The sequence below is a fragment of the Micromonospora musae genome, from assembly GCF_003626545.1.
Classification (GTDB): Bacteria; Actinomycetota; Actinomycetes; order Mycobacteriales; family Micromonosporaceae; genus Micromonospora; species Micromonospora musae.
The window spans coordinates 107,908-132,237 of sequence record NZ_RAZS01000004.1; the positions used below are offsets into that span (position 1 = coordinate 107,908).

General features: G+C 72.8%; 23 protein-coding genes and 1 pseudogene. 11 read left to right on the forward strand and 13 right to left on the reverse strand.

Translation table 11 applies throughout. The features are described 5' to 3' along the window. Window positions 1–120 precede the first annotated feature (120 nt). Both D7147_RS12320 and D7147_RS12325 read right to left on the reverse strand, forming a co-directional pair. Complete coding sequence (locus D7147_RS12320; protein ID WP_120676957.1) at window positions 121–774, reverse strand: trimeric intracellular cation channel family protein; 654 nt, start codon at window positions 772–774, stop codon at window positions 121–123. A gap of 40 nt (window positions 775–814) precedes the next feature. Then, window positions 815–1,033 carry a DUF3039 domain-containing protein gene (locus tag D7147_RS12325; RefSeq protein WP_120676959.1) on the reverse strand — a complete coding sequence of 73 codons (219 nt, stop codon included), beginning with the start codon at window positions 1,031–1,033 and terminating at the stop codon, window positions 815–817. Window positions 1,034–1,121: 88 nt separating this feature from the next. Here D7147_RS12325 and D7147_RS12330 point away from each other — a divergent pair, with 88 nt between their 5' ends. Next, window positions 1,122–2,057 carry a pseudouridine-5'-phosphate glycosidase gene (locus tag D7147_RS12330; protein WP_120677796.1) on the forward strand — a complete coding sequence of 312 codons (936 nt, stop codon included), beginning with the start codon at window positions 1,122–1,124 and terminating at the stop codon, window positions 2,055–2,057. Continuing rightward, a complete protein-coding gene (locus tag D7147_RS12335) occupies window positions 2,054–2,953 on the forward strand; it encodes a carbohydrate kinase family protein (protein ID WP_120676961.1) in 900 nt (299 codons plus the stop codon). The genes D7147_RS12330 and D7147_RS12335 overlap by 4 nt, the downstream gene beginning before the upstream one ends. Before the next feature lie 80 nt (window positions 2,954–3,033). On the opposite strand, the gene D7147_RS12340 is transcribed toward D7147_RS12335, so the two are convergent. Continuing rightward, complete coding sequence (locus tag D7147_RS12340) at window positions 3,034–3,393, reverse strand: DUF3099 domain-containing protein (RefSeq protein WP_187398972.1); 360 nt, start codon at window positions 3,391–3,393, stop codon at window positions 3,034–3,036. A 141-nt stretch (window positions 3,394–3,534) separates the two neighbouring features. Between D7147_RS12340 and D7147_RS12345 the strand changes: the two genes are divergently transcribed. Together D7147_RS12345 and D7147_RS12350 are read left to right on the forward strand one after the other, a co-directional pair. Then, window positions 3,535–3,822: a hypothetical protein gene (locus D7147_RS12345; RefSeq protein WP_233563109.1), complete on the forward strand. Its 288-nt coding sequence runs from the start codon at window positions 3,535–3,537 to the stop codon at window positions 3,820–3,822. Between the two features lie 12 nt (window positions 3,823–3,834). Then, window positions 3,835–4,146 (forward strand): hypothetical protein, encoded by a 312-nt coding sequence (locus D7147_RS12350; RefSeq protein ID WP_120676965.1) that lies wholly within the window; start codon window positions 3,835–3,837, stop codon window positions 4,144–4,146. Between the two features lie 53 nt (window positions 4,147–4,199). Here D7147_RS12350 and D7147_RS12355 read toward each other — a convergent pair whose 3' ends face one another. Beyond that, the gene (locus D7147_RS12355) at window positions 4,200–4,778 is read right to left on the reverse strand and encodes an HhH-GPD-type base excision DNA repair protein (protein ID WP_120676967.1); all 579 of its coding nucleotides are present in this window, start codon (window positions 4,776–4,778) and stop codon (window positions 4,200–4,202) included. 219 nt (window positions 4,779–4,997) lie between these two features. Between D7147_RS12355 and D7147_RS12360 the strand changes: the two genes are divergently transcribed. Together D7147_RS12360 and dtd are read left to right on the forward strand one after the other, a co-directional pair. After that, window positions 4,998–6,482 carry a DUF7782 domain-containing protein gene (locus D7147_RS12360; RefSeq protein WP_199734166.1) on the forward strand — a complete coding sequence of 495 codons (1,485 nt, stop codon included), beginning with the start codon at window positions 4,998–5,000 and terminating at the stop codon, window positions 6,480–6,482. A gap of 100 nt (window positions 6,483–6,582) precedes the next feature. Then, window positions 6,583–7,005 (forward strand): D-aminoacyl-tRNA deacylase, encoded by a 423-nt coding sequence (gene dtd, locus D7147_RS12365; RefSeq protein ID WP_120676971.1) that lies wholly within the window; start codon window positions 6,583–6,585, stop codon window positions 7,003–7,005. A 156-nt stretch (window positions 7,006–7,161) separates the two neighbouring features. Here dtd and D7147_RS12370 read toward each other — a convergent pair whose 3' ends face one another. Continuing rightward, a complete protein-coding gene (locus D7147_RS12370) occupies window positions 7,162–7,950 on the reverse strand; it encodes a sporulation protein (RefSeq protein ID WP_120676973.1) in 789 nt (262 codons plus the stop codon). A gap of 246 nt (window positions 7,951–8,196) precedes the next feature. Between D7147_RS12370 and sigB the strand changes: the two genes are divergently transcribed. Both sigB and D7147_RS12380 read left to right on the forward strand, forming a co-directional pair. Continuing rightward, window positions 8,197–9,213, forward strand: coding sequence for an RNA polymerase sigma factor SigB (sigB, locus tag D7147_RS12375; protein ID WP_120676975.1), 1,017 nt, complete (start codon window positions 8,197–8,199; stop codon window positions 9,211–9,213). Between the two features lie 138 nt (window positions 9,214–9,351). Further along, window positions 9,352–9,759 carry a VOC family protein gene (locus D7147_RS12380; RefSeq protein WP_120676977.1) on the forward strand — a complete coding sequence of 136 codons (408 nt, stop codon included), beginning with the start codon at window positions 9,352–9,354 and terminating at the stop codon, window positions 9,757–9,759. 46 nt (window positions 9,760–9,805) lie between these two features. On the opposite strand, the pseudogene D7147_RS12385 reads toward D7147_RS12380, so the two are convergent. The 3 genes and pseudogenes from D7147_RS12385 to D7147_RS12395 form a co-directional block, all read right to left on the reverse strand. Next, window positions 9,806–12,354: pseudogene (locus D7147_RS12385) on the reverse strand (bifunctional acetate--CoA ligase family protein/GNAT family N-acetyltransferase). Window positions 12,355–12,373: 19 nt separating this feature from the next. Then, window positions 12,374–13,555 (reverse strand): acetoin utilization protein AcuC, encoded by a 1,182-nt coding sequence (locus D7147_RS12390; RefSeq protein WP_120676979.1) that lies wholly within the window; start codon window positions 13,553–13,555, stop codon window positions 12,374–12,376. A 97-nt stretch (window positions 13,556–13,652) separates the two neighbouring features. Beyond that, the gene (locus D7147_RS12395) at window positions 13,653–14,498 is read right to left on the reverse strand and encodes a sulfurtransferase (protein ID WP_120676981.1); all 846 of its coding nucleotides are present in this window, start codon (window positions 14,496–14,498) and stop codon (window positions 13,653–13,655) included. Between the two features lie 97 nt (window positions 14,499–14,595). Here D7147_RS12395 and D7147_RS12400 point away from each other — a divergent pair, with 97 nt between their 5' ends. Further along, window positions 14,596–15,282, forward strand: a complete 687-nt coding sequence (locus D7147_RS12400; protein WP_120676983.1) for a metal-dependent transcriptional regulator — start codon at window positions 14,596–14,598, stop codon at window positions 15,280–15,282. Between the two features lie 150 nt (window positions 15,283–15,432). Here the strand turns inward: D7147_RS12400 and D7147_RS12405 are convergent, their stop codons facing one another. The 3 genes from D7147_RS12405 to D7147_RS12415 form a co-directional block, all read right to left on the reverse strand. Continuing rightward, window positions 15,433–15,981 carry a hypothetical protein gene (locus tag D7147_RS12405; RefSeq protein WP_120676985.1) on the reverse strand — a complete coding sequence of 183 codons (549 nt, stop codon included), beginning with the start codon at window positions 15,979–15,981 and terminating at the stop codon, window positions 15,433–15,435. An 84-nt stretch (window positions 15,982–16,065) separates the two neighbouring features. Beyond that, window positions 16,066–16,350: a DUF5522 domain-containing protein gene (locus D7147_RS12410; RefSeq protein WP_120676987.1), complete on the reverse strand. Its 285-nt coding sequence runs from the start codon at window positions 16,348–16,350 to the stop codon at window positions 16,066–16,068. A 140-nt stretch (window positions 16,351–16,490) separates the two neighbouring features. Then, the gene (locus tag D7147_RS12415) at window positions 16,491–17,480 is read right to left on the reverse strand and encodes an asparaginase (RefSeq protein WP_120676989.1); all 990 of its coding nucleotides are present in this window, start codon (window positions 17,478–17,480) and stop codon (window positions 16,491–16,493) included. 153 nt (window positions 17,481–17,633) lie between these two features. Here D7147_RS12415 and D7147_RS12420 point away from each other — a divergent pair, with 153 nt between their 5' ends. Next, a complete protein-coding gene (locus D7147_RS12420; protein ID WP_120676991.1) occupies window positions 17,634–18,914 on the forward strand; it encodes an MFS transporter in 1,281 nt (426 codons plus the stop codon). Between the two features lie 109 nt (window positions 18,915–19,023). On the opposite strand, the gene D7147_RS12425 is transcribed toward D7147_RS12420, so the two are convergent. Next, on the reverse strand, window positions 19,024–19,959 hold the full coding sequence (locus D7147_RS12425) for a DUF2332 domain-containing protein (protein WP_120676993.1): 936 nt from the start codon (window positions 19,957–19,959) through the stop codon (window positions 19,024–19,026). Between the two features lie 185 nt (window positions 19,960–20,144). Here D7147_RS12425 and D7147_RS12430 point away from each other — a divergent pair, with 185 nt between their 5' ends. After that, complete coding sequence (locus tag D7147_RS12430; protein ID WP_233563111.1) at window positions 20,145–21,257, forward strand: FAD-dependent monooxygenase; 1,113 nt, start codon at window positions 20,145–20,147, stop codon at window positions 21,255–21,257. Window positions 21,258–21,407: 150 nt separating this feature from the next. On the opposite strand, the gene D7147_RS12435 is transcribed toward D7147_RS12430, so the two are convergent. Then, on the reverse strand, window positions 21,408–24,320 hold the full coding sequence (locus D7147_RS12435; protein WP_120676995.1) for a vitamin B12-dependent ribonucleotide reductase: 2,913 nt from the start codon (window positions 24,318–24,320) through the stop codon (window positions 21,408–21,410). Window positions 24,321–24,330 lie beyond the last annotated feature (10 nt).

The following is a 24,330-nucleotide window of genomic DNA, read 5'->3' on the forward strand; positions in this document are numbered from 1 at the left end:
TGGGTCAGGGCCACGGTCCGCAGCGCCCATGAAAACGCCTCCGCGCAGTAGCTGCCGCGAAGGCCGACTCAGCATAACCAGCGGGCGTCCCTGCGCCCAGGCGACGCCACGCTGGTCACATCAGCGCGGATCCGGACCGGGGTCTTGGGTACGCGGCGGCCGCAGCGTCGCCACCGGCACCGCCCAGCGTCGCCGCAACGCCACCACCCGCACCACGAAGATCAACACTGCCGCCGCGGCGATCGGCGCCGGGCCGGCCTGTCCCACCCGTTGCAGCACCGCCACGACGACCGCCCCGGCCAGGGCGGCGACCGCGTAGATCTCCCGGCGCAGCACCACCGGGATCTCGCCGGTGAGCAGGTCCCGGCCCAGTCCGCCGCCGATCCCGCTGAGCATGCCGATCACGCAGGCCCCGACCGCGGGTACCTGCGCATCGAGCGCCTTGAGCGTGCCGGTGACGGTGAAGAGCGCGAGCCCGGCCGCGTCCAGCAGCAGCACGGTGGTCCGCAGCCGAGCCAACTGGGGGTGCAGCCAGAACACGGCACCTGCGGTGATCGCGGCGGTGGCGGCGTACCGCCAGTCGCCGAAGGCGAGCGGCGGTACCTCGCCGATGGCCAGGTCGCGGAAGATCCCACCGCCCAGGGCGGCCACGAAACCGACGAAGGCGACACCGAACAGGTCGAGCCGTTTGGCCACCGCCGCGGAGGCACCGGAGGCGGCGAACACCGCGACGCCGACGAGGTCGGCGATGAGCAGACCGGTGGAGGTGGTCACCGCCGAAGGCTACGCGCGGGATCGCGGCGGCAGCCTCCGATCAGCGGCTGAAGGAGTCGTAGATCTCCTTGCACTTCGGGCAGACCGGCGACCCCGGCTTCGCGGCCTTGGTCACCGGGAAGGTCTCCCCGCAGAGCGCGATGACGAACGTGCCCATGACGGCACTCTCGGCGATCTTTTCCTTACGGACGTAGTGGAACATCTCGGGACCGGTGTCGGCGTCCTTCAGCTCCGGACGCTCGAGAACCTCTGTGCTCACGTCTGCACCTCCAACCGTCAAGTTTGGCAGCTCCGGACGGCCCGGTCCAATTCACGTCCGGCCTGGAGCGGGCCGTACGGTGATCACTGTGACCAACTTTCACATCCGTTTCGGCGCCGAGGTGTCCGACGCCCTGCGGGACGGGCGCCCCGTCGTCGCTCTGGAGAGCACCATCGTCTCGCACGGCCTCCCCCGGCCGGAGAACCTGCGGGTCGCCCGGCAGATCGAGGCGACCGTACGGGACGCCGGGGCGGTCCCGGCCACCATCGGGATGGTCGGCGGCGAACTCGTGGTCGGGCTCGACGACGCCCAGCTGACCCGCCTCGCCACCGTCGACGGTGTGGCCAAGCTCTCCGTCCGTGATCTGGCGGTGGCCGCGGCGACCGGCGCGGACGGCGCCACGACCGTCGCGGCGACCAGCGCGGTGGCCGCCGCGGCGCGGATCGGCGTCTTCGCCACCGGTGGCCTCGGCGGGGTGCACCGGGAGGCGGCGCAGAGCTTCGACGAGTCGGCTGACCTGGTCACCCTCTCCCGGACTCCGATCGCGGTGGTCTGCGCCGGGGTCAAGTCGATCCTCGACGTGGGGGCGACGCTGGAGCGGCTGGAGACGCTCGGGGTCGGTGTGGTGGGGTACCGCACTCAGCGTTTCCCCGGCTTCTACCTGACCGACGGCGGCTTCGACCTCGACTGGTCGGTGGACTCGCCGGAGCAGATCGCCGACGTGCTCGCCGCCCGGACGCAGCACGGCCTGACCAACGGCGGCCTCGTGGTGGCCAACCCGCTCCCCGTCGACGAGCAGCTCGATCCGGTGCTGCACGACCGGACGCTCACCGAGGGCCTGGCCCGGCTGGAGCGCGACGGGGTGACCGGCAAGGCCGTGACCCCCTACCTGCTGGCCCACTTCCACTCCGCCACCGAGGGCGCCAGCCTCGCGGTGAACGTACGGATCATCCTGCGCAACGCCGACCTGGCCGCGCGGATCGCGGTGGCCTCGGCAGCCCGGCGCGCCGACACCGGAGCATGAGCCCGAACCGACGGGTCGTCGTCGTCGGTGACGTGATCACCGACGTGGTCGCGGCGCTGCGCGGGCCACTCGCCTCCGGCTCGGACACGGCTGCCGAGATCCGGTTCAGCGGCGGCGGTCAGGCGGCGAACACGGCCGCCTGGCTCGCCGCGCAGGGCACCCCCGTGACGCTGGTCGCGGCGGTCGGTGGGGACGCCGAGGGGCGCGACCGGGTGGTCGAACTGGGCGCCGCCGGCGTCGCCTGCGCCATCGAGACCGTCGAGGACGCCGTGACCGGCACCGTCATCGTGCTGGCCACCGCGGGCGAGCGGACGATGGTGAGCCAGCGAGGGGCGAACCTGCGGTTGACGGCAGCGCACGTCGATCAGGCCCTCGCCGGGGTGCCCGACGCGGGGCATCTGCACCTGTCCGCGTACACCCTGTTGGACGCCGAGTCGCGCGCGGCCGGGCTGAGGGCGCTGGCCGCCGCCCGCGAGCGGGGGCTCAGCACCAGCGTCGACGCGGCCTCCGCGGCGCCGCTGCGGCGCGTCGGTGTGCCCGCCTTCCTGGCCTGGGTACGCGACGTCGACCTGCTGTTGGTCAACGCGGACGAGGCCACCGTGCTGGCCGGTGGGCTGGAGCCGGCCGCCCAGGCGCGGGCGTTGTCGGCGACCGCGCGCCGGGTCGTGGTCAAGCGAGGCGCGGCCGGCGCGGTCTGGGCGGATCGGACGGGGACGCTCTGTTCGGCGCCGGCCCGCCGGGTGGCCGTGGTGGACGTCACCGGGGCCGGGGACGCGTTCGCCGCGGGGCTGCTGACCGCCTGGCTGGCCGGCGCGGATCCGGCTACGGCGCTGGCTCGGGCGGGCGACCTTGGCGCGGTGGCGGTCTCCACCCTCGGTGCCCGTCCGAAGCCCTGAACCTGGCCGGGGCGGCACCCGCGAGCCGGGCCGGCGACAGCGCAGCGTCCGTTCGGCGGCCCGGTGAACCCGGGCCGCCGTCAGAGGTCGGCGTCGATGACCTTGTGCGGGCGCTCCTCGGCGGTGACGCTCATCGGCGGTGCGGCGTCGCGCTGCTCGTGCCGGAAGCGGTTGGAGAGCCGGTGCTCCTCCTTCGGCGGACGGTCGTTGGCCAGCAGCACGGCGAGCCACGGGATGAGCACCATGCCGAGGCCGCAGAGCGGCAGCCAGAGCCAGAGCAGGGGAGCCTGCGCGCCGACCAGGATCGCACCCACGACCAGACAGGCCACCCGGATGCTCATCATCAGCACGTACCGCCGCTGCCGGCTGGTGAGCTGGTCGTCCTGGCTGCGTGAGGCGTCGGTGATCAGGATCGGCTGGTACGCCTGACGCTTCACCACGGACCTCCTCGAGGGGTTACGCCCCATCCTGTCACTCGGTGGCCGTGATCAGCGAAGTTCGACGTGACGGACGGCCCCAGGAGTGACCGGTGGCACCACGAGAGGAGGTGCTTCGTGTTACGCCCGTGGTACGCTCCGCCCGTGGGCAGCAGGTTCAGCTTCACCGAAGAGGCGCTGGCCAACCTGAAGGTCTACGACGTCACGCCGGGGGAAGTCTGGGAGGCGCTGCACAGCGTCCGGCGGGTGATCCGCCACCTGGGCGACGACGTGATGGTCGTCTACGCCGCCGCCAGGCGGGGCCGTCGGCTGGCTGTGCTGCTCGCGGAGGCCGACGGCACCGACAACGACTGGGACATCCTCTCCGCCCGTGAGCTCAGCGACGCCGAGTCGAAGCGCTACGACGAGGCGGTGCGGAGAGATCGCCGATGAGGAGGCGGTGACATGCACCGTGACGACGCGACCAAGCAGTTCCACAGCGGCGACGACCGGCTCGCGGAGTTGATCGACGAGAGTCAGCCGGCGGAGCTGCCCGTTCCGGACACCGATGTGCCGATGGTCAGCCGGTCGGTGCGGCTGCCGCTGGAGACGTACGAACGCGTGCGGGCGGCGGCCGAGGCGCGGGGCATCGGGGTCACCACCCTGATGCGGCAGTGGATCGAGGCGGGCCTGGCCGACCTCGACGACTCGACGACCGTCTCCCTCGCCGACGTCCGGCGGGCGCTCGCCTCGCTCGCCCACCCCACCGCCGCCTGAGTCCACGCGGCGGTCAGCCGGCAACCGCCGCCCGGTGCAGGTCAGGCGGCGGTTCAGCCGGCCGCCTTCGCCTTGGCCGCCGCCTTCATCTGCTGCTTGTACTCCCGTACCCGACGCAGCGACTCACCGTCGGTGACGTCGGCGACCGACCGGTACGCGTCCGGGTCGCCGTACCCGCCGGCCGCCTCCTGCCAGCCCTGCGGGCGCACGTCGAAGCGCTTGCCGAGCAGGGCGAGGAAGATCTGCGCCTTCTGCTTGCCGAAGCCGGGCAGCCCGGCGATCCGGTCGAACAGCTCCCGACCGTCGGTCACGCCGGTCCAGAGCCCGGCGGCGTCGCCGTCGTACCGGTCGACGATCACCTGGCACACCTCCTGCACCCGGGCCGCCATCGCCTTCGGGAACCGGTGCAGCGCGGGCGGCTGGGCGAAGACGGCGATCAGCTGTTCCGGGTCGTACCCGGCCAGCTCGCCCGCGTCGAGGTCGTGCCCGAGCCGCTGCGCCAGCACGTACGGCGAGGAGAACGCCTTCTCCATCGGAATCTGCTGATCAAGGACCATGCCGAGGATGCGGGCCAGCGGATCCCGGTTGAGGAGATCGTTCGCCGCGGAATCGATCGGAAGTGCCAACGCCATGACCCAATGCTGCCAGACCCCGCTCGACTGCCGGCGGACACACGCGCGACCAGCACCTCCCCGCCGTACGACGACGCGGGCGCGCCCCCGCGCGCAGCCCCCGGACGGTGGCCGTCGTGCCGGTCTCCTCGGCCCGGAGATCGGTCGATCGCGCCTGCTCACGGCGCGGATGTCCCGGGTGGGCCCGCCCGGGACAACGGCAGCAGGCAGGATGGCGAGGTGGCCGAACAAGACATGCTGCTCTCCCCCGCCGGCGTCGAGGCGTTGCGTACCGCGCTGACCCGGGCCCGCTTCACCTCGAACGGCATCGCCGACCGGCTCGGTCCGCAGGCGACCGGCGGGGTGGCGCGCAACGACTTCCGCGCCGCGCTGAAAGCGACCGAGGACCGCGACCCGCTCGCCACGCTGATCCGGGTCTTCATCTGTGACCAGACCGAGTCGGAGGCGGTGGTGGCCGCCGCGCTCGCGCCGCTCGACCTCGCCGAGGCGGTCGAGGGCGGGCTGCTCGAACGGCACGGCGACGGTGTGCGCGCCGGCGTCGACCTGGAGCCGTACGGGGACGAGTGGTGGGTACTCGCCGACGTGCCGGCCAGTGCCCGCCCCGGTCGGCCGCTGCACTCCGAGCACGTGCTCGGCATCGGCGGCGCGACCCAGACGTTGATCGGCGCGACCGTCCGCCGACCGGTCGGCACCGCGCTCGACCTGGGGACCGGCTCGGGCGTACAGGCACTGCACCTCTCCACCCATGCGCGCTCGGTCACCGCCACCGACGTCTCCCCCCGGGCCCTGCGTTTCGCCGCCACCACCGCCGCTCTCAACGGCCAGGACTGGGAGCTGCTCCGCGGCGACATGGTGGCCCCGGTGGCGGGACGCCGGTTCGACCTGGTGGTGAGCAACCCACCGTTCGTGGTCGGGCCGGGCACCACCACGCACGTCTACCGGGACTCCGGCCGGGTCGGCGACGCGATCGGGAGCGAACTGGCCGCAGCCGCGCCCGCCCTGCTCACCGAGGGCGGCACGATGCAGTACCTGGCGAACTGGGTGCACGTCGCCGGTGAGCAGTGGGACGAGCGGGTCGCGGACTGGTTCGCCGGCACCGGCCTGGACGCCTGGGTCATCCAGCGTGAGGTGGCCGACCCCATGGCGTACGTCAACCTGTGGCTGACCGACGTCGGCGAGGCGGCCGACCCGCAGCGGATGGCCGCCTGGCTGGACTGGTTCGACGCGCACAAGGTGGAGGCGATCGGCTTCGGCATCATCTCGCTGCGCCGCGGCGGGCACGCCGACCCCGTGGTCCGCGTGGAGGATCTCCGGCAGCGGGTCGAGCCGCCGATGGGCGACCAGATCGGCGCCTGGTTCGACCGCCAGGACTTCCTTCAGGTACGCGACCCCGAGGCGCTGCTCGCCGAGCGCTACCGGGCCGCCGAGGGGCTCCAACTTCGGCAGGAGGCGACCCTCGGCGACGAGGGCTGGGCGGTGGACCGGCAGGTGCTGGCCATGCCGCACGGGCTGCGCTGGACCGAGGAGATCGATCCGCTGGTGTTGGCGCTGGTCGGTGGAGCCGACGGCCGCCTGCCGCTGCGCGACCAGCTCGCCCTGCTCGCGGTGGCGCACGACGTGGCGCCCGACGAGCTCGCCGAGGCGGCCGGTCCGATCGTGGCGCACCTGGTCGCGCGGGGCATCATCGAGCCGGTGACCGACTGATGCTGGCGACGACGCCGGCCGGCGTCGGCCAGATCGTCGAGGTCCTCGTTGCCCGGCACGCCCGGGTGGTCGGGCGGAGCGGCGGACGGGGAGCCTGCTGATGCGGGCGGTGGTGCAGACGGTCGGCCGGGCCAGCGTCACGGTCGACGGCGACGTGGTCGGCGCGATCGACGACGGGCTGCTGGTGCTGCTCGGCGTGACCCACACCGACACCGGGGAGACCGCCCGGACGATGGCCCGCAAGGTGCACGAGCTGCGGATCCTCGACGAGGAGCGCTCCGCCGCCGACACCGGCGCACCGATCCTCGTGGTCAGTCAGTTCACCCTCTACGGCGACGCCCGCAAGGGCCGCCGTCCGAGCTGGACGGCCGCGGCGCCCGCGGAGGTCGCCGAACCGCTGGTGACGGCCGTGGTCGAGGCGCTGCGTGAGCGCGGCGCCAAGGTGGAGACCGGCCGTTTCCGCGCTCACATGCTGGTCGAGAGCGTCAACGTCGGCCCCCGCACCATCCTCCTGGACCTCTAACCCCCCTCCCCCACACCTCTCACCCCCACCCCCTCCCCGCCTCGCCCTGTTGATCAAGAGGTGTGCGTCAGGATCCTGGCCCCAGCTGACGGAAACCTCTTGATCACCGGGAGTAGAGGGGGGCGGGAGGAGGGGGAGGGAGGGAGGGGGTGGGGGTTAGGAGAAGAGGCCGCGGCGTTGGAGGGACTGGCGTAGCCAGCCGTCGAGCTGGGCGGCCCAGTCGACACGGTCCATCGTGGCGTAGTCGACGGTGAACCGGCCGAAGGCGTCCCGCCCCTCGGTGAGGAGGCCGCCTCGCTTGTCCAGCTCCAGCACCACCTGCATCTGCCGCGAGTCGGCGATGAAGGTGACCTCCAGCTGGTTGATGGCCCGGCCGTACTGCGGCGCCGGATAGAACTCGATCTCCTGGTAGAACGGCAGCGACTGCCGTACGCCGTAGATGTGGCCCCGCTCCACGTCCGCCCGGGTGAACCGGAAGCCCAGCCGCAGCAGCGCCTCCAGCAGACGCTCCTGCGCGGGCAGCGGATGCACGGCGACGGCGTCCAGATCACCCTTGTCGACCGCCCTCGCCACCTCCAGCTCCGTACGCAGACCCATGGTCATCCCGTGCAGGTGTCGCCCGTACAGCTCGGTGACCGGCGTCTCCCACGGCACGTCGAAGCGGAACGGAATGTCGTGGCGCTGCCCCGGCTCCAGCCGGAACGCGCCGGTGGCCCGCTGCCGGTGGAATTCCTGGTTCGTGTCGTACTCGTTGTCGCCGCTCTCCACCTCGACCCGGGTGACCAGCCCGAGCGCCACATACTCGATGTCGACCTGATGGTCACCCCCCGTTACCTGGATCCGGCCCTCGAGCTGGCCGCCGGGGCGGCAGTTCGGGTTGGTCAGCACGGTTTCCACCGACGGGCCACCCACACCCATCGCCTGCATGAGCCGTTTGAAGACCACTGCGCCCCTCCGTAGCCTCGCGGGCCGGCCTCACCGGCCGATCGATCGCACGGTAACCGGGTCGGGCAAAGCAGCCCGGTCGACACTCCCGACCCCGCTCACGCCCCGCCGGGTCCACCGACCCGACCGGATTGCTGTCGGGTCCCCGATCGCCTCACTCCCGTTTTACGCCCCGCCCGCCAAGCTGTTTGTCACCGGCGGTACTGGGCCGGGAACGCACGACACGGACACGGGGAGAGACGAAAGATGGCCCTGCAGATGACGGAGCACCAGATGCGCCCGACCGCGGGCACGGACACCGACCTGAGCGCCGAGGTCCTCACCGACTTGGACGCCACCGACGAGCGGGGCGTCTCCACGGACCTCGTCCGGGCGTACCTCAACGGCATCGGTCGGACGAAGCTGCTCACCGCGGCGCAGGAGGTCGAGCTCAGCAAGCGGATCGAGGCCGGGCTCTTCGCCGAGGAGAAGCTCGCCACCTGCACCCCGGTCTCCGCGCAGCTGCGGGCCGACCTGGAGCTGATCGCCACGGAGGGTCGGGCCGCCAAGGACCATCTGCTCGAGGCGAACCTGCGCCTGGTGGTGAGCATCGCCAAGCGCTACACCGGTCGCGGCATGGCCTTCCTCGACCTCATCCAGGAAGGCAACCTCGGCCTCATCCGCGCCGTCGAGAAGTTCGACTACACCAAGGGCTACAAGTTCTCCACCTACGCCACCTGGTGGATCCGCCAGGCCATCACCCGCGCCATGGCCGACCAGGCCCGCACCATCCGCATCCCCGTACACATGGTGGAGCAGGTCAACCGGATGGTCCGGGCCCGCCGCGAACTGTCGGTGGCGCTGGGTCGCGAACCCACCGTCGCCGAGGTGGCCCGGGCGCTCGACGTTCCCGAGTTCCAGGTCATCGAGCTGATCTCGTACGACCGGGAGCCGGTCAGCCTGGACCAGGCGGTCGGCGAGGACGGCGAGAGCGCGCTCGGCGACTTCGTCGCCGCGGTGGACCCGCGCCAGGAGCCCGGCGACGCGGCGGCCCAGGGCGAGCTGCGTAACGAGGTACGGATCGTACTGGCCACCCTCTCGCAGCGGGAGCAGGCGGTGATCCGGCTGCGGTTCGGTCTCGACGACGGCCGGCAGCGCACGCTCGACGAGGTCGGCCGTGAGTTCGGCCTCTCCCGGGAACGGATCCGGCAGATCGAGAAGGTGACGCTGCTGAAGCTGCGCGCCCCGGAGCGAGCGCAGCGCCTGGAGGCGTACGCCTGCTGACGGCGCGTGGTGAGAGGCCCCGGCGGTTCGCCGGGGCCTCTCGCATGCCCCCGCCGGGCGCGGCGGTGATTGACTCGACGGGTTCGGTGGGCTACTCAGGGCGTGACCAGCTTCACTCGCGGCTTGAGAGGACGCAGCATGAACTGGACGTTGGAAGTGGTGGTCGTACCCGTGTCCGACGTGGACCGGGCGAAGGCGTTCTACGCCGACCAGCTCGGATTCGTCGTCGACCATGACACCGCCATCGGCGGGCTCGGCCGGATCGTGCAGCTGACCCCACCCGGTTCCAGCTGCTCCATCGTCTTCGGCGCCGGCGTCGTCCCGGAGATGCCGCCGGGTTCGCTCAAGGGACTCCAGCTGGTGGTGCCCGACCTGCGCAAGGCCCACCTGGAGCTGGTGGAACGCGGCGTCGAGGTCAGCGACGTCCAGGTCCTCGGGGAGAACCCGGGGCCGGTGCCGGACCCGCTGGACAACGTGGGCTTCGTCTTCTTCTCCGACCCGGACGGCAACTCCTGGGCCGTCCAGCAGATCTCCAGCCGCGCCTGACCCCGCTCTACGCACCACCGCCCCGCGAGGGTGAAAGGGCCAGCAACTACAGGCGGCGAGGGCCGGTGTCCGGTCGGTCGGTGGCGGCGCCGAGGCGCACGGTGGCGTGCAGCACCGAGAGTCCGTCCGGGCGGGCGAGCACCGGATTCAACGTCAGGGCGCGCACGCGAGGCTGCTCGTCGGCCAGCCGGCCGACCCTCAGCAGCAGCTCGGCCAGGGCGGACCGGTCCACCGGGGCGGCTCCGCGATGCCCCCGCAGCAGCGGGGCGGCCCGCGGCTCGTCGACCAGCTCCTCGGCACGCGATCGGTCAACGGCACCGCCCGCCACGCCCGGTCGCCGAGCAGTTCGGTGGCGACACCCCCGACCCCGAAGCCGACCACCGGCCCGAATGCCGGATCCTCCACCAGCTCGACCACGCAGGCCACCCCGGGCGGCACCATCCGCTGCACCAGGACGTCCGGGCCGAAGGCCGCGGCCAGCTCGGCGTACGCCCGGCGGAGCGCGGCCGGGTCGGGCAGGTCGAGGCGTACGGCACCCAGGTCGAGGCGGTGCCGCAGCCCGTACGCCGCCGCCTTGAGCGCCACCGGGAAGCCGAGCCGGGTGGCCACCTCGACCGCCTCGTCCGCCGAGCGCGCCGACGCCGACTCGACCAGGTCGATTCCGTACGCGGCGAGCAGACCGGCGGTGTCCACACCGTCGCGACGCAGCGCGGCCTGACCGGCGGCGGGGTCGATGCCGGTCAGCTCCGGCAGCGCACCGGGCGACCGGCGGAGCCAGTCCGCGTACCGGTGCACCCGGGCCAGCGCCCGGATCGCCTCCTCGACACCCGCGTACGCCGGCAACCCGGACACGGTCCGTCCCGCCAGTACGGTCACCACGACCGGCTTGCCGGGACGCAGCGCGGCGGGCAACGCGACGGCGAGGTCGGCCTCCGCCGGTTGACCGGGCAGCGGCGGGGCGAGCATCACCGCGAGCGCGTCGACCCGGTCGTCGCCGGCCGCCGCGGCGAGCGCGGCGGCGAACTCCGCGGCGGTCGCGTTGGGCCCGACGTCGCGGGAGCCGCCCTCGGCCGGCGTGAGTCCCTGAGCGACGCAGGCGCGGGCGGCGAGCCCGGTCAGCGCCGACGAGTTGCCCACCACCGCCACCCGCGGGCCGGCGGGCAGCGGCTGGTTGGCCAGCAGCAGCCCGACGTCGAGCAGCTCGCCGACGGTGTCGACCCGGATCACTCCGGACTGGGCGAAGAGGGCGGCCACCGCCACCTCGTCCGGGCCGGCGGAGCTGGCCGTACCGACCGGCCGGGCCGGCGACGCGAGCGCCACCACCGGCTTCGTGCGCCCGATCCGCCGGGCCAGCCGGGCGAACTTCCGCGGGTTGCCGAAGGTCTCCAGGTGCAGCATGACCACGTCGGTGCCCGGGTCGTCCTGCCAGTACTGAAGGAGATCGTTGCCGGAGACGTCGGCCCGGTTCCCCGCCGAGACGAAACCGGACAGGCCCAGGCCACGGCGGTCCGCCTCGGCCAGCAACGCCACCCCGAACGCCCCGGACTGGCTGAAGATGCCGACCCGGCCGGGCGGTGGCAGCACCGGCGCGAGCGTGGCGTTGAGGCGTACCGCCGGATCGGTGTTCGCCACGCCGAGGCAGTTCGGCCCGATCACCCGCATGCCGGCGGCGTACGCGGCCCGGACCAGCGCCCGCTGCGCGGCGGCGCCCTCCGCGCCGGCCTCCGCGAATCCGGCCGAGATCACCACCAGCCCGTGCACCCCGGCGGCAGCCGCGTCGGCGACCACCGCCGGTGCCGCGTCCGGCGCGACCGCGACCACCGCGAGGTCCAGCGGTACCCCGGCGTCGACCGCATGCGGATACGCGGGCAGCCCGGCGACGGTCGCCGCGGTCGGGTGCACCGGCACGACGGCGCCCACGAAGCCGCCGTCGCGCAGGTGCCCGAGTACGGCGGCACCGACGCCCTGCCCGGTGGCGCTGGCACCGTAGACGGCGACGCCTCTCGGCGCCAGGAGACGGGCTATCGAACGCGCCTCCGTGCGGTGCTCCCGGCCACGCTGGACCGCCAGCGTCGCCTCGGTCGGCGCGATCGGGAAGGTCAGGTGCACCACCCCGTCGGCGAACTGCCGCCGCACCTGGTAACCGAAGTCGGAGAAGACCCGCAGCATCGTGCCGTTGGCGGGCAGCACCTCGGCGACGAAGTGCACGATGCCCACCCGGCGGGCCGCGTCCGCGAGGTACTCCAGCAGTACCGAGCCGATGCCGCGCCCCTGGTGGGCGTCCTCGACCACGAAGGCGACCTCGGCCTCGGGGGCCGCCGGGCCGAGCCGCTCGTACCGGCCCACGGCGACGATCCGGCCGCTCGCCAGGACCACGAGCGCCTCCCGGTCGCGGTGGTCGACGCTGACGAAACGCCGCAGGTCGCGCTCCGGGATCCGCGGATACGGCGAGAAGTAGCGAAGGTAGCGGGTGCGCTCGGAGAACCGGCCGTGCATCGCCACGATCTCCGGCGCGTCCTCGGGACGGATCGGTCGCAGTTGGACGGTGCTGCCGTCGCTGAGCAGCACGTCCACCGGTCGGTCCACGGTCGTCACGGGCCCGGCTCCCGTGCGCTCAGTCGCGTGGGTCGTACGGGTCGAGCCCGAGCAGCGGAAAGACCGTCTTGCGGGTCGCCGCGATCGCCCGGTCCACCGCGGTCGGCTCGCCGCTGGGCTGCCACGGCTCGTACGACGGGTCGACGTCATCGGTCATCCGCAGCGGCACGTCGCGGCCCGGCCCGCGCGCGGCGGCCAGCTCACGCCAGGCGAGCGGGGTCAGCGTCGCCGGGTCGATCGGCTCGCCGGTCGCGACCGCCAGCAGGTGCGTCCAGGCCCGGGGCACCGCCTCGACGAGGGCGTACCCGCCCCCGCCGGTGGCCACCCAACGGCCCCCGCAGAGCTCGTCGGCGAGCGCCCGCAGGGCGAGGTAGGTGGCGCGCTGGCCGTCGACGGAGAGGTGCAGGTCCGCGAGGGGGTCGAGCCGGTGCCCGTCCGCGCCGCACTGGGTGACGAGCACCTGCGGCCGGAACGCCCGCAGCACCGACGGAACGACCGCGTGGAACGCGCGCTGCCAGCCCGCGTCGCCGGTACCCGGCGGCAGCGCCACGTTGACCGCGCTGCCCTCGGCCTCCGGGCCGCCGGTCTCGTCGGGGAAGCCGGTGCCGGGAAAGAGGGCGAGCGGGGTCTCGTGCAGGCTGATCGTCAGCACCCGCGGATCGTTCCAGAAGATCTGCTGCACGCCGTCGCCGTGGTGCACGTCCACGTCGACGTACGCGATCCGCTCGGCACCGAGGTCGAGCAGGCGGGCGATCGCCACGGCCGGGTCGTTGTAGACGCAGAACCCCGAGGCCCGGGCCGGCATGGCGTGGTGCAGCCCACCGGCCACGCTCACCGCCCGGCGCGCCTCGCCCCGCCAGACCGCCTCGGCGGCGGCCACCGTGGCCCCGGTGACCAGGGCGCTCGCCTCGTGCATCCCGCCGAAGATCGGGTTGTCCGAGGTGCCCAGCCCGAACCCCGCGAAGAGCGGGTCGGCGGGTGCGGCCCGGACCGCCGCCAGGTAACGCGGATCGTGCACCCGGGTCAGGAGCGCGTCGTCGGCCGGTTCCGGCTTGACCAGGCGCACCCGGGGCCGGTCCAGGACTCCGAGCTCCCGGGCGAGCGCGACGGTCAGCTCCACCCGGACCGGGTCGAGCGGATGGTCGCCCATGTCGTAGGCGAGCAGGGACTCGTCCCACACCACCACCGTGTCGTCGGACATGCGCCCATCGTCGCACGTGGACCGGCCCCCCGCGCCGGACGCGCTGGGTGTCGCCGTGGCACCGGTCACATCCCCGGTCGTGGCCCGCGCGGGGGTCTCACGCTCCGGTGGCCACCGGGCGCTCCGGGTCCGCGACCCAGTTGCTCCACGAGCCGACGTAGAGCGCGGCGTCCAGCCGGCCGGCGAGGTGCAGGGCGAGCACCGCCTGGGCCGCGGTCACCCCCGATCCGCAGTACGCCCCGACCGCCGTGCCCTCGGCGACCCCGACGGTGGCGAACCGGTCCCGCAGCGCCTCGGCGGCGGGGAAGCGGCCGTTCGTGACGTACTCCGGGGCGGGCACGTTCACCGCGCCCGGCACGTGCCCGGCCACCGGGTCGATCGGCTCGGTCTCCCCCCGGTAGCGGGGCGCGGCCCGCACGTCGATCAGCACCGCGCCCTGCGCGGCGGCCAGCCGGGCTGCCTCCCCCGCGTCGAGCACGGGCAGCGCTCCGGGTCGGACCCGGACGTCACCCGGCACCGGCGCGGGCACGTCGGCGCCGACCGGCAGGCCGGCGGCCGTCCAGGCCGGATAGCCACCGTGCAGCACGCGAACCGGCTCGTGCCCTGCCCAACGCAGCGTCCACCAGGCGCGGGCGGCCGCCATGCCGTCCCCGCCGTCGTACACCACCACGGGGTGACCGGCCCGGACGCCCGCGGCCCGCAGCGCGGCCTGCAACGCCGCGGGATCGGGCAGCGGGTGCCGGCCGGCGGCGCCGGGCGCTCCGCAGAGCTCGGTGTCCAGGTCGACGAAGACCGCGCCGGGCAGGTGGCCGACGGCGTAGTCGTCCCGGCCGGGCGGCCCGGTGAGCCGCCAGCGGATGTCGAGCACGGTGGGCGGGTCGGCGGATTCGAGCTCGGCGGCGAGTCGTTCGGGCTCGACCAGCAGGTCGTCGGTACCGGACATGGCGACCAGTCAACACCATTCGGTGAGCGGACTCGCGTTTCGGCTTCGGTCGTTACACCTGCGACGCGGTAACATCGATCACCGGAGGGCCGCTGACGTGAAACACGACCTGGTCGACACGACGGAAATGTACTTGCGCACCATCCTCGAACTCGAGGAGGAGGGGGTGCCGCCGCTGCGCGCCCGGATCGCCGAGCGGTTGAAACAGAGCGGTCCCACAGTGAGTCAGACTGTCGCGCGGATGGAGCGCGACGGCTTGCTCACGGTCGAGGGTGACCGGCACCTCACGCTCACCGCGGACGGCCGCAACGCCGCCGTCTCCGTCATGCGTAAGCACCGGCTCGCCGAGCTGCTGCTGGTGAACGTGATCGGGATGCCCTACGAGGAGGCCCACGAGGAGGCCTGCCGGTGGGAGCACGTGATGAGCGACGCGGTCGAGAAGCGGGTCTACGACCTGCTCAACCGGCCGACCCGCTCGCCCTACGGCAACCCGATCCCCGGCCTGGAGGAGCTCGGCTCGCCGGAGCCGGAGGACGCCGCAATCCTCGACGGTGAGCGGAACCTGGCCTTCCCCGGCCTCTCCGGGAAGGTTGTCGTCCGGCGGATCTGCGAGAGCGTGCAGACGAACGCGGACGTGCTGCGTCAGCTGCACGCCGCCGGCGTCGATCCCGGTGCCATCGTGACCGTGGCCCAGGAGCGCGACGGGGTGTCGATCGATCGTTCCGGCGACCGGGTCCGGCTTCCGCGCGAGGTCGCTTCCCGGGTCTTCGTCGCCGCCGGCTGACCTGGTCGGCCGGGCTACCCGGCCGGCCATGCTCACCCCGCGCGCCTCGCTGCGACCGGTGCCTGGTTCACGGTGTTTGCCGCCGGGCGTCCGGTCCGCACGGGTCCGTCCGGTGCTCGGGCGCAGCGAGTTCATCACCCGCGACCGGCGTCACAGGGCGCGGGTGTTGACCTTCTTCGCCAGGGCCGCGAGCTGAACCGCCACCTTCTCCGCCGCGGACTTGGCGGTTCCCTTGGCGGTGGTCCAGCTCAGGACGGCGAGCCGACCCTCGGTGGAGAGCCAGCCCACCTCGGCGACCGGGCCGTGGCCGTCCGCCGCGCCAGTGGTACGCCGGTAGGCCTGCTGGCCCAACCCGGACACCTTGCCGGCCGAGTCGGGCACCACGTCGGCGGCGAAAGTGGCCTTGTCCATCGACGTCTCCGTGACCGTCAAGGTCAACTCCGGCAGAGTCGCCTCGCCGGCCCGGGTCACGCAGGTGTGGGTGTCACCGCGCTCGCTCGCCGCGGCCACGTCGAGACGGACCTTCACGTGCTGCTCGATGACGGCGAAGTCGAGCAGCCGGCAGGCGCCACCGGAGGAGGCGGCGGCCACGTCCAGGGCGATCGGCGCCGGGGGCGGCACCTCCACCGGTTCCCGCTCTGTCGAGCAGCCCGCGGTCAGCAGTACGGCCGCGACGACGGGCAAGATCCGGGAACGCACGTGGAACCTCCGCGGTAGTCGGCGGGGGCGGCCGCCGGATGTCCGTCGGACACCGTACGGAATGTCCGGGCCGGACGGAACCCCTCACCCGTCGCGTCGTTGCGGCGTCACGTCCGCGTCACCGGACGGATCATCGACGTACGGGCAGTGGCGGCAGCCACGGCCGCAACAGGTTCCGCGGCGGGCGAGGAAACCGGCGGTGAGCACGAAGAGACCCGACTCCGGATCGAGATAGCCGGCCTCCCCGGCGTCGAGCGCCGCGGCGTGGGCGGCGAGAACGCGTTCGCGCTCCGGGTGGTCGAGCGGCAGCCGGGACGGGTGCGGCTCCGTCAGCGGGCGCGCGGCCAACGGTCGTCGCTCCCCGGTCACCGCCGCAGTCTAGGCCTGTTCCGTGAGGCTCGCCCGAGCGAGCCGGGCCCCGGCGGACCGACAATGCCGTCGGCCGTCGCCCGGGGCCGGCGCGGCCGAGCACGGTCTCCTGACACAGGCAGTGGGTACGGCGGGCCCGCTCAGCGGAACCGGGCCAACGCGACGACCAGTGCGTCGGCGTGCAGGCCGGCGGCGAGCAGGAGCCTGAGCAGCACCCGCCCCTTGTACGGGTCGAGCAGCCCGCCGTTGAGCAGACCGCGCCGCTGCAGGTCGGTCTCCGAGCCGACCGCCCCGTACGTCTGGCGCAGCACCGACCCGGCGCCGGTGCGGGAGGTGAGCAGCACCGGCATCCGCCCGGCCAACTCCCCGAGCCGCGGCGCCAACGCGGCGGGCACGTGCCCCACGCCGAAACCGGCGACCACCAGCCCGTGGTGCGTGTCGGCGACACCGGTGAGGAGCAGACCGTCGTCGTCCAGGGTGACCGGGTAGAGGGCGACCCGGGTGGCGTCGAGCCGTCCCCGGTCGACCGGCGGCAGCGGGTCGCGCCGCTGCGGCCGCACGAGCACGCGAACCTCGCCCTCGATCACCTGCCCGAGCGGACCGGTGTTCGGCGAGGCGAAGGTCGCGGTGCTGGTGCTGTGCGTCTTGCGTACCCAGCGGGCTGCGTGCACCTCGTCGTCGAGGACCACCAGCACGCCCAGGCCACGGGCCTCGGACGCGGCGGCGACCCGGATCGCCGCCAGCAGGTTCGCCGGACCGTCCGGACCGGCCAGCGTGGGGTTGCGCATCGCACCGGTGAAGACCAGCGGGGCGGCGTGCGACCAGACCAGATCCGCCAGGAACGCCGACTCCTCCAGGGTGTCGGTGCCCTGGCTGACCACCACACCGCTCGCCCCGGCGGCCACCGCGGTCGAGGCGACGTCGACCACGTCGAGCACCTGCCGGTAGGTGAGGCTCGCGCTCGGCACCGCCTGGACGTCCCGGACATCCAGCGGCACCCCGAGCTCGGCGAGGCCCGGCACGGCGGCCGTCAGGTCGGCGCCGCTGAGCCGGGTGACCACCCCGGGCCGCCCCCGGTCCACCCCGCCCATCGCGATCGTGCCGCCGAGGGTGATGAGGACGATCGACATCGGGTGGGCCTCCGTTCCGCCGCCCGCCCGGGCGGGCCCTCGGACCGTACCCGGGCCGATATCGGGTGGCGCGGGCGGCAGCAACGGCGGCAGGCTGGCGTGGATCTTGTGACCGCCCCCATCGACGCTTCGTTCGCACAGACAGGCAGACCCGTGAGCCAGCACGTCGCCGATCCTCCGGCGCCCGCGACCGTCCGACCGCCCTCGCTGCTGCGCAGCCGCAACTTCCTGCTGTTGTGGAGCGGGCAGACGGTCAGTGAGCTCGGCACCCGGATCGCCGGCGTGGCGGTTCCGCTGCTCGCCGCGGAGACCCTGCACGCCAGCGTCTTCCAGGTCTCGCTGCTCACCTTCCTGGCCTGGCTGCCGTACCTGCTCGTCTCGCTGCCGGCCGGGATCCTCGCCGACCGGGTGGACCAGCGCCGCCTGATGATCCTCTGCGACCTCGGCCGGGGCGCGCTCATGCTGTCGCTCCCGACCGCCGCGCTGGTCGGGCAGCTCACCCTCGGCTACCTGTACGCGGTGGTGGGGCTCTCCGGCGTGCTCACCGTGCTCTTCACCGTGGCGTACAAGAGCCTGCTGCCGGGGCTGATCCCGGCGACGCAGCTGGTGGACGCCAACGCCAAGCTCATCATGAGCCAGGACGCGGCCGAGCTGATCGGTCCGACGGCCGGCGGTGTCCTCATCGGACTGGTCGGGGCCGCCCGGACGTTCCTGAGCAACGGGCTGGCCTTCCTGGTGAGCGCGCTGACCCTGCTGCTGATCCGCCCGGTGCCTCGCCCAGCGGAGAAACGGGAGCGGATGCCGCTGCGGGTGGAGATGACAGACGGGTTGACGTTCATCCGTAGCCAGCCGATCCTGCTGAGCATCCTGGCCTGCACGACCACCTCCAACTTCTTCGTCATGGCGGCCAGCTCGATCGAGGTGACGTTCCTGCTGCGCGAGCTGCACGCCTCGCCCGTGCAGGTCGGCCTGGTCTTCTCGGTCAGCGCGATCGGCGGACTGGTCGTCGGCGCGTTCGCCGGACGGCTGTCGGCGCGGATCGGCTCGGCCCGGGTCATCTGGGTCGCGATGGCCGCGCCCGGACCGTTCTACCTGTTGATGCCGTTGGCGCAGCCGGGCTGGGGTGTGCTGCTCTACGGCGTCGGGCTGGCCGCGTTCTCCGCCAACGCGGTGCTCTACAACGTGGCGTCGACGAGCTACCGGCAGCGGATCACCCCGTCGGCGATCCTCGGCCGGGTCAACGCGGCGTTCCTCTGGATCTGCTTCGGGGTGATCCCGCTCGGCGCGCTGCTCGGTGGGGCGCTCGGTACGGCGCTGGGCCTGCGTACGGCGCTCTGGATCTGCGTACTGGGCACGTGGAGCGCGTGCCTCTTCGTGGTCTTCTCACCGCTGCGTCGGATGCGGGACACCCCGGAACCGGGGCTTGCGTCGTAGGGGACGGGCAGACTCGACCGGGACGTCCGCGCCGGAATCCCCCGGTCACGCGGAGATGGGCCGCCGCCTCACCGCCGACCCGGTGGACCACCAGCGTCGAGACGGTGGGTCAGCCGAACCAGAGCATCGACTGGCCGTGCCCACGGGACCAGGCGAGCGGCGTGCCGTCCAGCGCGAGCACGTTGTGCAGCCCCGCGTCGGGCGGATCGGGCAGCCCGCCGTACGGCAGCACGTCGGGAGCCTCGTTGGAGATCCAGTGACCGGGCAGTCCGCGTACCAGGTCGACGAAGGCGTCGCGCCGGCGTCGGGGCACCTGGTAGAGCACCGAGGTGTGGAACACCACGAGCGTCGCGCCCGCCGGCGCCTGCGCGGCCAGCGCCGGCAGGTCCTCGACCAGGTCGCCGCGGACCAGCAGGGGTGGTTCGGCGGCGGCCACGGCAGCGGCGGCCCGCAACCGCTCCCGGCGATGGGCGTGCTCCGGCCAGATGAGGGCGTCCAGCCACGCCACGTCGGCGGGGTCGGTCACGTCGAGCGGATTCGAATCCAGGCCGGCCCGCCACACCACCTCGGGCAGCCGGGTGGGCGGCACCGGACCGTCGGCCGCGCACTCCAGGACCGGCTCGCCCGCGCCGAGCCGCCGGTCGCCGTAGCGGTACGCGTACCGGTCCGGGTAGAGGCAGAGCCCAGCGGACGCGCCGACCTCCAGCAACGCGAGCGGCTGCGGCAGCGCGGCGAGCAGCGGCAGCAGCACGGCGCAGCGGCCGGCCTCGTTCGTCTGGGTGGCCCGGACCCGCAGCTCCGCGTCGACCGCCGACCAATGCGTCACCGTGAAGTCGTGGAACGCCGCCGGGTCCTCGACCGGGCCACCGAGCAGTCGTACGACCCCGAAGAGCAGGTTCGGCTGCCGCTTCGCCGGCGGAAGCGTGCCGAGCAGGTCGAGCAACTCGTCGTCCGCGGAGACCGCGAACGCCAGGCGTTCGTAGACGGGTGACACCCCGCGCAGCTCGCGGGCGGCGAAGTTCGCGTAGTCGCCAGCTATGGACATCTGTCGATCCTCGCAGTGGGCGGCGCTGGACGGGAACCCCCGCCGGACGTGACGGACGGCGCAGTGAGTCGAAGGGCACATCCCTTCCCGTGGGAACGACGTGGGGCAGCGCCGCCGGTGCCTCGTAGAGTCTGCGACGGCCGGGGCGGCTCAGCCCGGCCCAGGCGCAGCGGGGAGGACTGGTCGTGCGGGGTGAAGGTGTCCGGGTACTGATCGTCGGCGGCGGTGTCGCCGGACTGGCGACGGTCGCCGCACTGCGGGACTGGGGCGCGACGATCGACCTGGTCGAACGGACCGAGGCTCCCGCCGACTCCGGCACCGGCATCTACCTGACCGGCAACGCGACCCGGATGCTCGACGTGCTGGGGATGTGGGAGCCGGTCGCCGACGTGGCCGTGGAGATCAAGCGGCAGCGCAGCGCCAACCAGCGCGGCCGCCGCCTCTTCGACATCGACGTGGCCGCGCTGTGGCACGGCGTCGGGCCGTGCGTCTCGCTCCCCCGGGCCGAGCTGCACCGGGCGCTGCTCGCCGGCGTCGGGGACTTCCCGATCCGGTGGGGCCGCCGGCCGGTCGCGCTCACCCGGGAGGGAGAGCGGGTCGCGGTCGAGTTCGACGACGGCACCACGGAGTCGTACGACCTGGTGATCGGCGCGGACGGGGTGAACTCGGCCGTGCGGCGGCTCGCCTTCGACGGGCAGCCGGCCCGGCCCCTCGGCCAGCACGCGTACCGGTGGCTCGCCCCACGGATCGACGCCGAACCGGTCTGGTCCGTGCAGTTGGGGCGCGGCACCCAGTTTCTCACGATCCCCATCAACGACGAGCTGACGTACTGCTACTACAACGACGGCGCGGTCGCCGACCGGCCGGGCTGGCGCGACGAGCTGCGGGCGACGTTCGCCGGCCCGGCCGCCGCCATGCTCGACGCGCTCGACGCCGATGCCTCCACCCTGCACACCGGCCCGAACCAGGAGGTCGTGCTCGACTCGTGGTCGCGCGGCCCGGTGCTGCTGATCGGCGACGCCGCCCACGCCACCTCCCCGAACATGGCGCAGGGCGGCGCGATGGCGCTGGAGGACGCCGTGGTGCTCGCCGACTCGCTCGCGACCGCCGACAGCCTCACCGAGGCGTTGCGCGGGTACGAGGCACGCCGCCGGCCGCGGGCGGACTGGGTGCTCGGTCAGACCCACCGGCGGGACAAGGCCGTCGGCCTGCCGCCCGTCCTGCGCGACACGGTCATGCGCCGCCTCGGCGAGAAGATGTTCCGCGCCAACTACGGGCCCCTCTTCGCCCAGCCCTGAGCACGACTTCCGCTCTCCGCCCGACGGGCTTGATGTCGGGGCGTCCCCCGCACCGGAGACCGCGACATCAAGGATGTCGGGTCGATCACCTGAATACGGAGCTGCCCCGACCCCCTACCGGGGATCGGGGCAGCGCCGTTCGTGCGTAGGTCAGCTGCAGCCGCTGGTCGAGCCGCAGCCCTCGCAGACGTAGCAGCTACCGGCGGGGCGCATCTTCGTACCGCAGGTGAAGCAGAGCGGGGCGTCGGCGACCTGGCCCAGCACGGCCTCCAGCAGCTCGGTGCTGGAACCCACCGACGGCGCCGGCTTCACGGCGGCCACGTCGGCGGTCTCCAGCGCGGGCTGGGCGACCGGACCGGTCTTCGGCTCCTCCACCACCTTGACCTCGACCGGGGCGGAGGCGGCCATCGCGGTGAGGTCCGCACCGCTCGCCTCCGCCTCCGCCTCGGCCTGAAGCTGGGCCGCCCGCTCCTTGGCGGTGAAGATGCCCAGCTCCGCGCGGCGCTCGTACGGCAGGAAGTCCAGCGCCAGCCGACGGAAGATGTAGTCCATCACCGAGGCGGCCATCCGCACGTCCGGGTCGTCGGTCATGCCGGCCGGCTCGAAGCGCATGTTGGTGAACTTGCTGACGTACGTCTCCAGCGGGACGCCGTACTGGAGACCGATGGAGATGGCCACCGAGAAGGCGTCCATCACGCCGGCCAGGGTCGAGCCCTGCTTCGACATCTTGAGGAAGACCTCGCCGAGGCCGTCGTCCGGGTAGGACGACGCGGTGAGGTAGCCCTCGGCGCCACCGACCGAGAAGGAGATGGTCTCCGACGGGCGCTTCTTCGGCAGCCGCTTACGCACCGGCCGGTACTCGACGACCTTCTCGACCACCTTCTGCACCTCGGCGGTCGGGGTCTCGGCGACGGCCTTGTTCGGCTTCGCCACGGAGAGCGGCTGGCCGACCTTGCAGTTGTCGCGGTAGATCGCCAGGGCCTTGAGGCCGAGCTTCCAGCCCTCGAAGTAGATCTTCTCGACGTCCTCGACGGTTGCCTGCTCCGGCATGTTGACCGTCTTGGAGATGGCGCCGGAGATGAACGGCTGGACGGCCGCCATCATCCGCACGTGCCCCATCGGGGCGATGGAGCGCTCGCCCATCGCGCAGTCGAAGACCGCGTAGTGCTCCGGCTTCAGACCGGGGGCGTCCACCACGTGACCGTGGTCGGCGATGTGCTCGACGATCGCCTCGACCTGCTCCTCCGGGTAGCCGAGGCTACGCAGGGCGCGCGGCACGGTCTGGTTGACGATCTGCATCGAGCCGCCGCCGACCAGCTTCTTGAACTTGACCAGCGCCAGGTCCGGCTCGACGCCGGTGGTGTCGCAGTCCATCATCAGGCCGATGGTGCCGGTGGGGGCGAGCACGCTGGCCTGCGAGTTCCGCCAGCCGAACTTGTCACCGATCTTGTTGCCCTGCGTCCACTGCCTGGTGGCCTCCCGCTGGATGGCGGTGGCCACCGTGCCGGCCGGCTTGATCTCGTCGTTCGCGGCGGCGTGCTTGCGCATGACCCGCTTGTGCGGCTCGGCGTTGCGGGCGTAGCCGTCGTACGCGCCGACGATGCCGGCCAGTTCGGCGGAGCGGCGGTACGCGGTGCCGGTCATCAGCGAGGTGATCGCGGCGGCGACCGAGCGGCCCTGCTCCGAGTCGTAGGGCAGGCCGGAGGCCATCAGCAGCGCGCCGAGGTTGGCGTAGCCGATGCCGAGCTGCCGGTAGGCGCGGGTGGTCTCACCGATCTTCTCGGTCGGGAAGTCGGCGAAGCAGATCGAGATGTCCATCGCGGTGATGACGAACTCGACCGACTTGACGAACTTCTCCACCTCGAAGCCACCGTCGGCGCGGAGGAACTTCATGAGGTTCAGCGAGGCCAGGTTGCAGGAGGAGTTGTCCAGGTGCAGGTACTCCGAGCACGGGTTCGACGCGGTGATCCGCCCGGTCTCCGGGCAGGTGTGCCAGTCGTTGATCGTGTCGTCGTACTGCAGACCGGGGTCGGCGCACTCCCAGGCGGCCTGGGAGATGGTGCGGAACAGCTTCTTCGCGTTGATCGTCTCGATCACCGCGCCGTCCAGCCGGCCGCGCAGGTCGAAGCCGCCGTCCTTCTCCACCGCGGTCATGAACTCGTCGGAGACCCGGACCGAGTTGTTGGCGTTCTGGTACTGGACGCTGACGATGTCGGCGCCGCCCAGGTCCATGTCGAATCCGGCGTCCCGCAGGGCGCGGATCTTGTCTTCCTCGCGCGCCTTGGTGACCACGAACTCCTCGATGTCCGGGTGGTCGACATCGAGGATGACCATCTTGGCCGCGCGCCGGGTGGCGCCGCCGGACTTGATGGTGCCGGCGGACGCGTCGGCGCCGCGCATGAAGCTCACCGGGCCGGAGGCGGTGCCGCCGGAGGAGAGCAGCTCCTTCGAGGAGCGGATCCGGGACAGGTTGACCCCGGAGCCGGAGCCGCCCTTGAAGATCAGGCCCTCTTCCTTGTACCAGTCGAGGATCGAGTCCATCGAGTCGTCGACGGCGAGGATGAAGCACGCGCTGACCTGCTGCGGCGACGGCGTGCCCACGTTGAACCAGACCGGCGAGTTGAAGCTGAACACCTGGTGCAGCAGCATCCAGGTCAGCTCGTGGGCGAAGATCTCGGCGTCCGCCGGGCTGGCGAAGTAGCCGTACTCCTCACCGGCCGTCCGGTAGGTGGTCACCACCCGGTCGATCAGCTGCTTGAGCGACCACTCCCGCTCCGGGGTCCCCACCGCTCCCCGGAAGTACTTGGTGGTCACGATGTTCGCCGCGTTGACGCTCCACGACTCGGGGTACTCCACCCCGCGCTGCTCGAAGTTGATCGAGCCGTCCCGCCAGTTCGTCATCACGACGTCCCGGCGCTCCCAGGTGACCTCGTCGTACGGGTGGACCCCCTCCGTCGTCCAGACCCGCTCGACCTTCAGCCCTGCGCCTGCCTTGCTCCGCGACCTGCTCGTCGTCACGCCGTCGCCCCCCTTGTCTGCGCGGTCACCCACCACGCGTCCCATACCGATATAG

Excerpts from the sequence above, each read along its gene's own strand:
- D7147_RS12350 (WP_120676965.1), top strand. The coding sequence starts at position 3,835 with ATGCACCGTGACGACGCGACCAAGCAGTTCCACAGCGGCGACGACCGG.
- D7147_RS12390 (WP_120676979.1), bottom strand. The coding sequence starts at position 13,555 with ATGTCCGACGACACGGTGGTGGTGTGGGACGAGTCCCTGCTCGCCTAC.
- D7147_RS12380 (WP_120676977.1), top strand. The coding sequence starts at position 9,352 with ATGAACTGGACGTTGGAAGTGGTGGTCGTACCCGTGTCCGACGTGGAC.
- dtd (WP_120676971.1), top strand. The coding sequence starts at position 6,583 with ATGCGGGCGGTGGTGCAGACGGTCGGCCGGGCCAGCGTCACGGTCGAC.
- D7147_RS12355 (WP_120676967.1), bottom strand. The coding sequence starts at position 4,778 with ATGGCGTTGGCACTTCCGATCGATTCCGCGGCGAACGATCTCCTCAAC.
- D7147_RS12425 (WP_120676993.1), bottom strand. The coding sequence starts at position 19,959 with ATGTCCATAGCTGGCGACTACGCGAACTTCGCCGCCCGCGAGCTGCGC.
- sigB (WP_120676975.1), top strand. The coding sequence starts at position 8,197 with ATGGCCCTGCAGATGACGGAGCACCAGATGCGCCCGACCGCGGGCACG.
- D7147_RS12415 (WP_120676989.1), bottom strand. The coding sequence starts at position 17,480 with ATGTCGATCGTCCTCATCACCCTCGGCGGCACGATCGCGATGGGCGGG.
- D7147_RS12435 (WP_120676995.1), bottom strand. The coding sequence starts at position 24,320 with ATGGGACGCGTGGTGGGTGACCGCGCAGACAAGGGGGGCGACGGCGTG.
- D7147_RS12395 (WP_120676981.1), bottom strand. The coding sequence starts at position 14,498 with ATGTCCGGTACCGACGACCTGCTGGTCGAGCCCGAACGACTCGCCGCC.
- D7147_RS12335 (WP_120676961.1), top strand. The coding sequence starts at position 2,054 with ATGAGCCCGAACCGACGGGTCGTCGTCGTCGGTGACGTGATCACCGAC.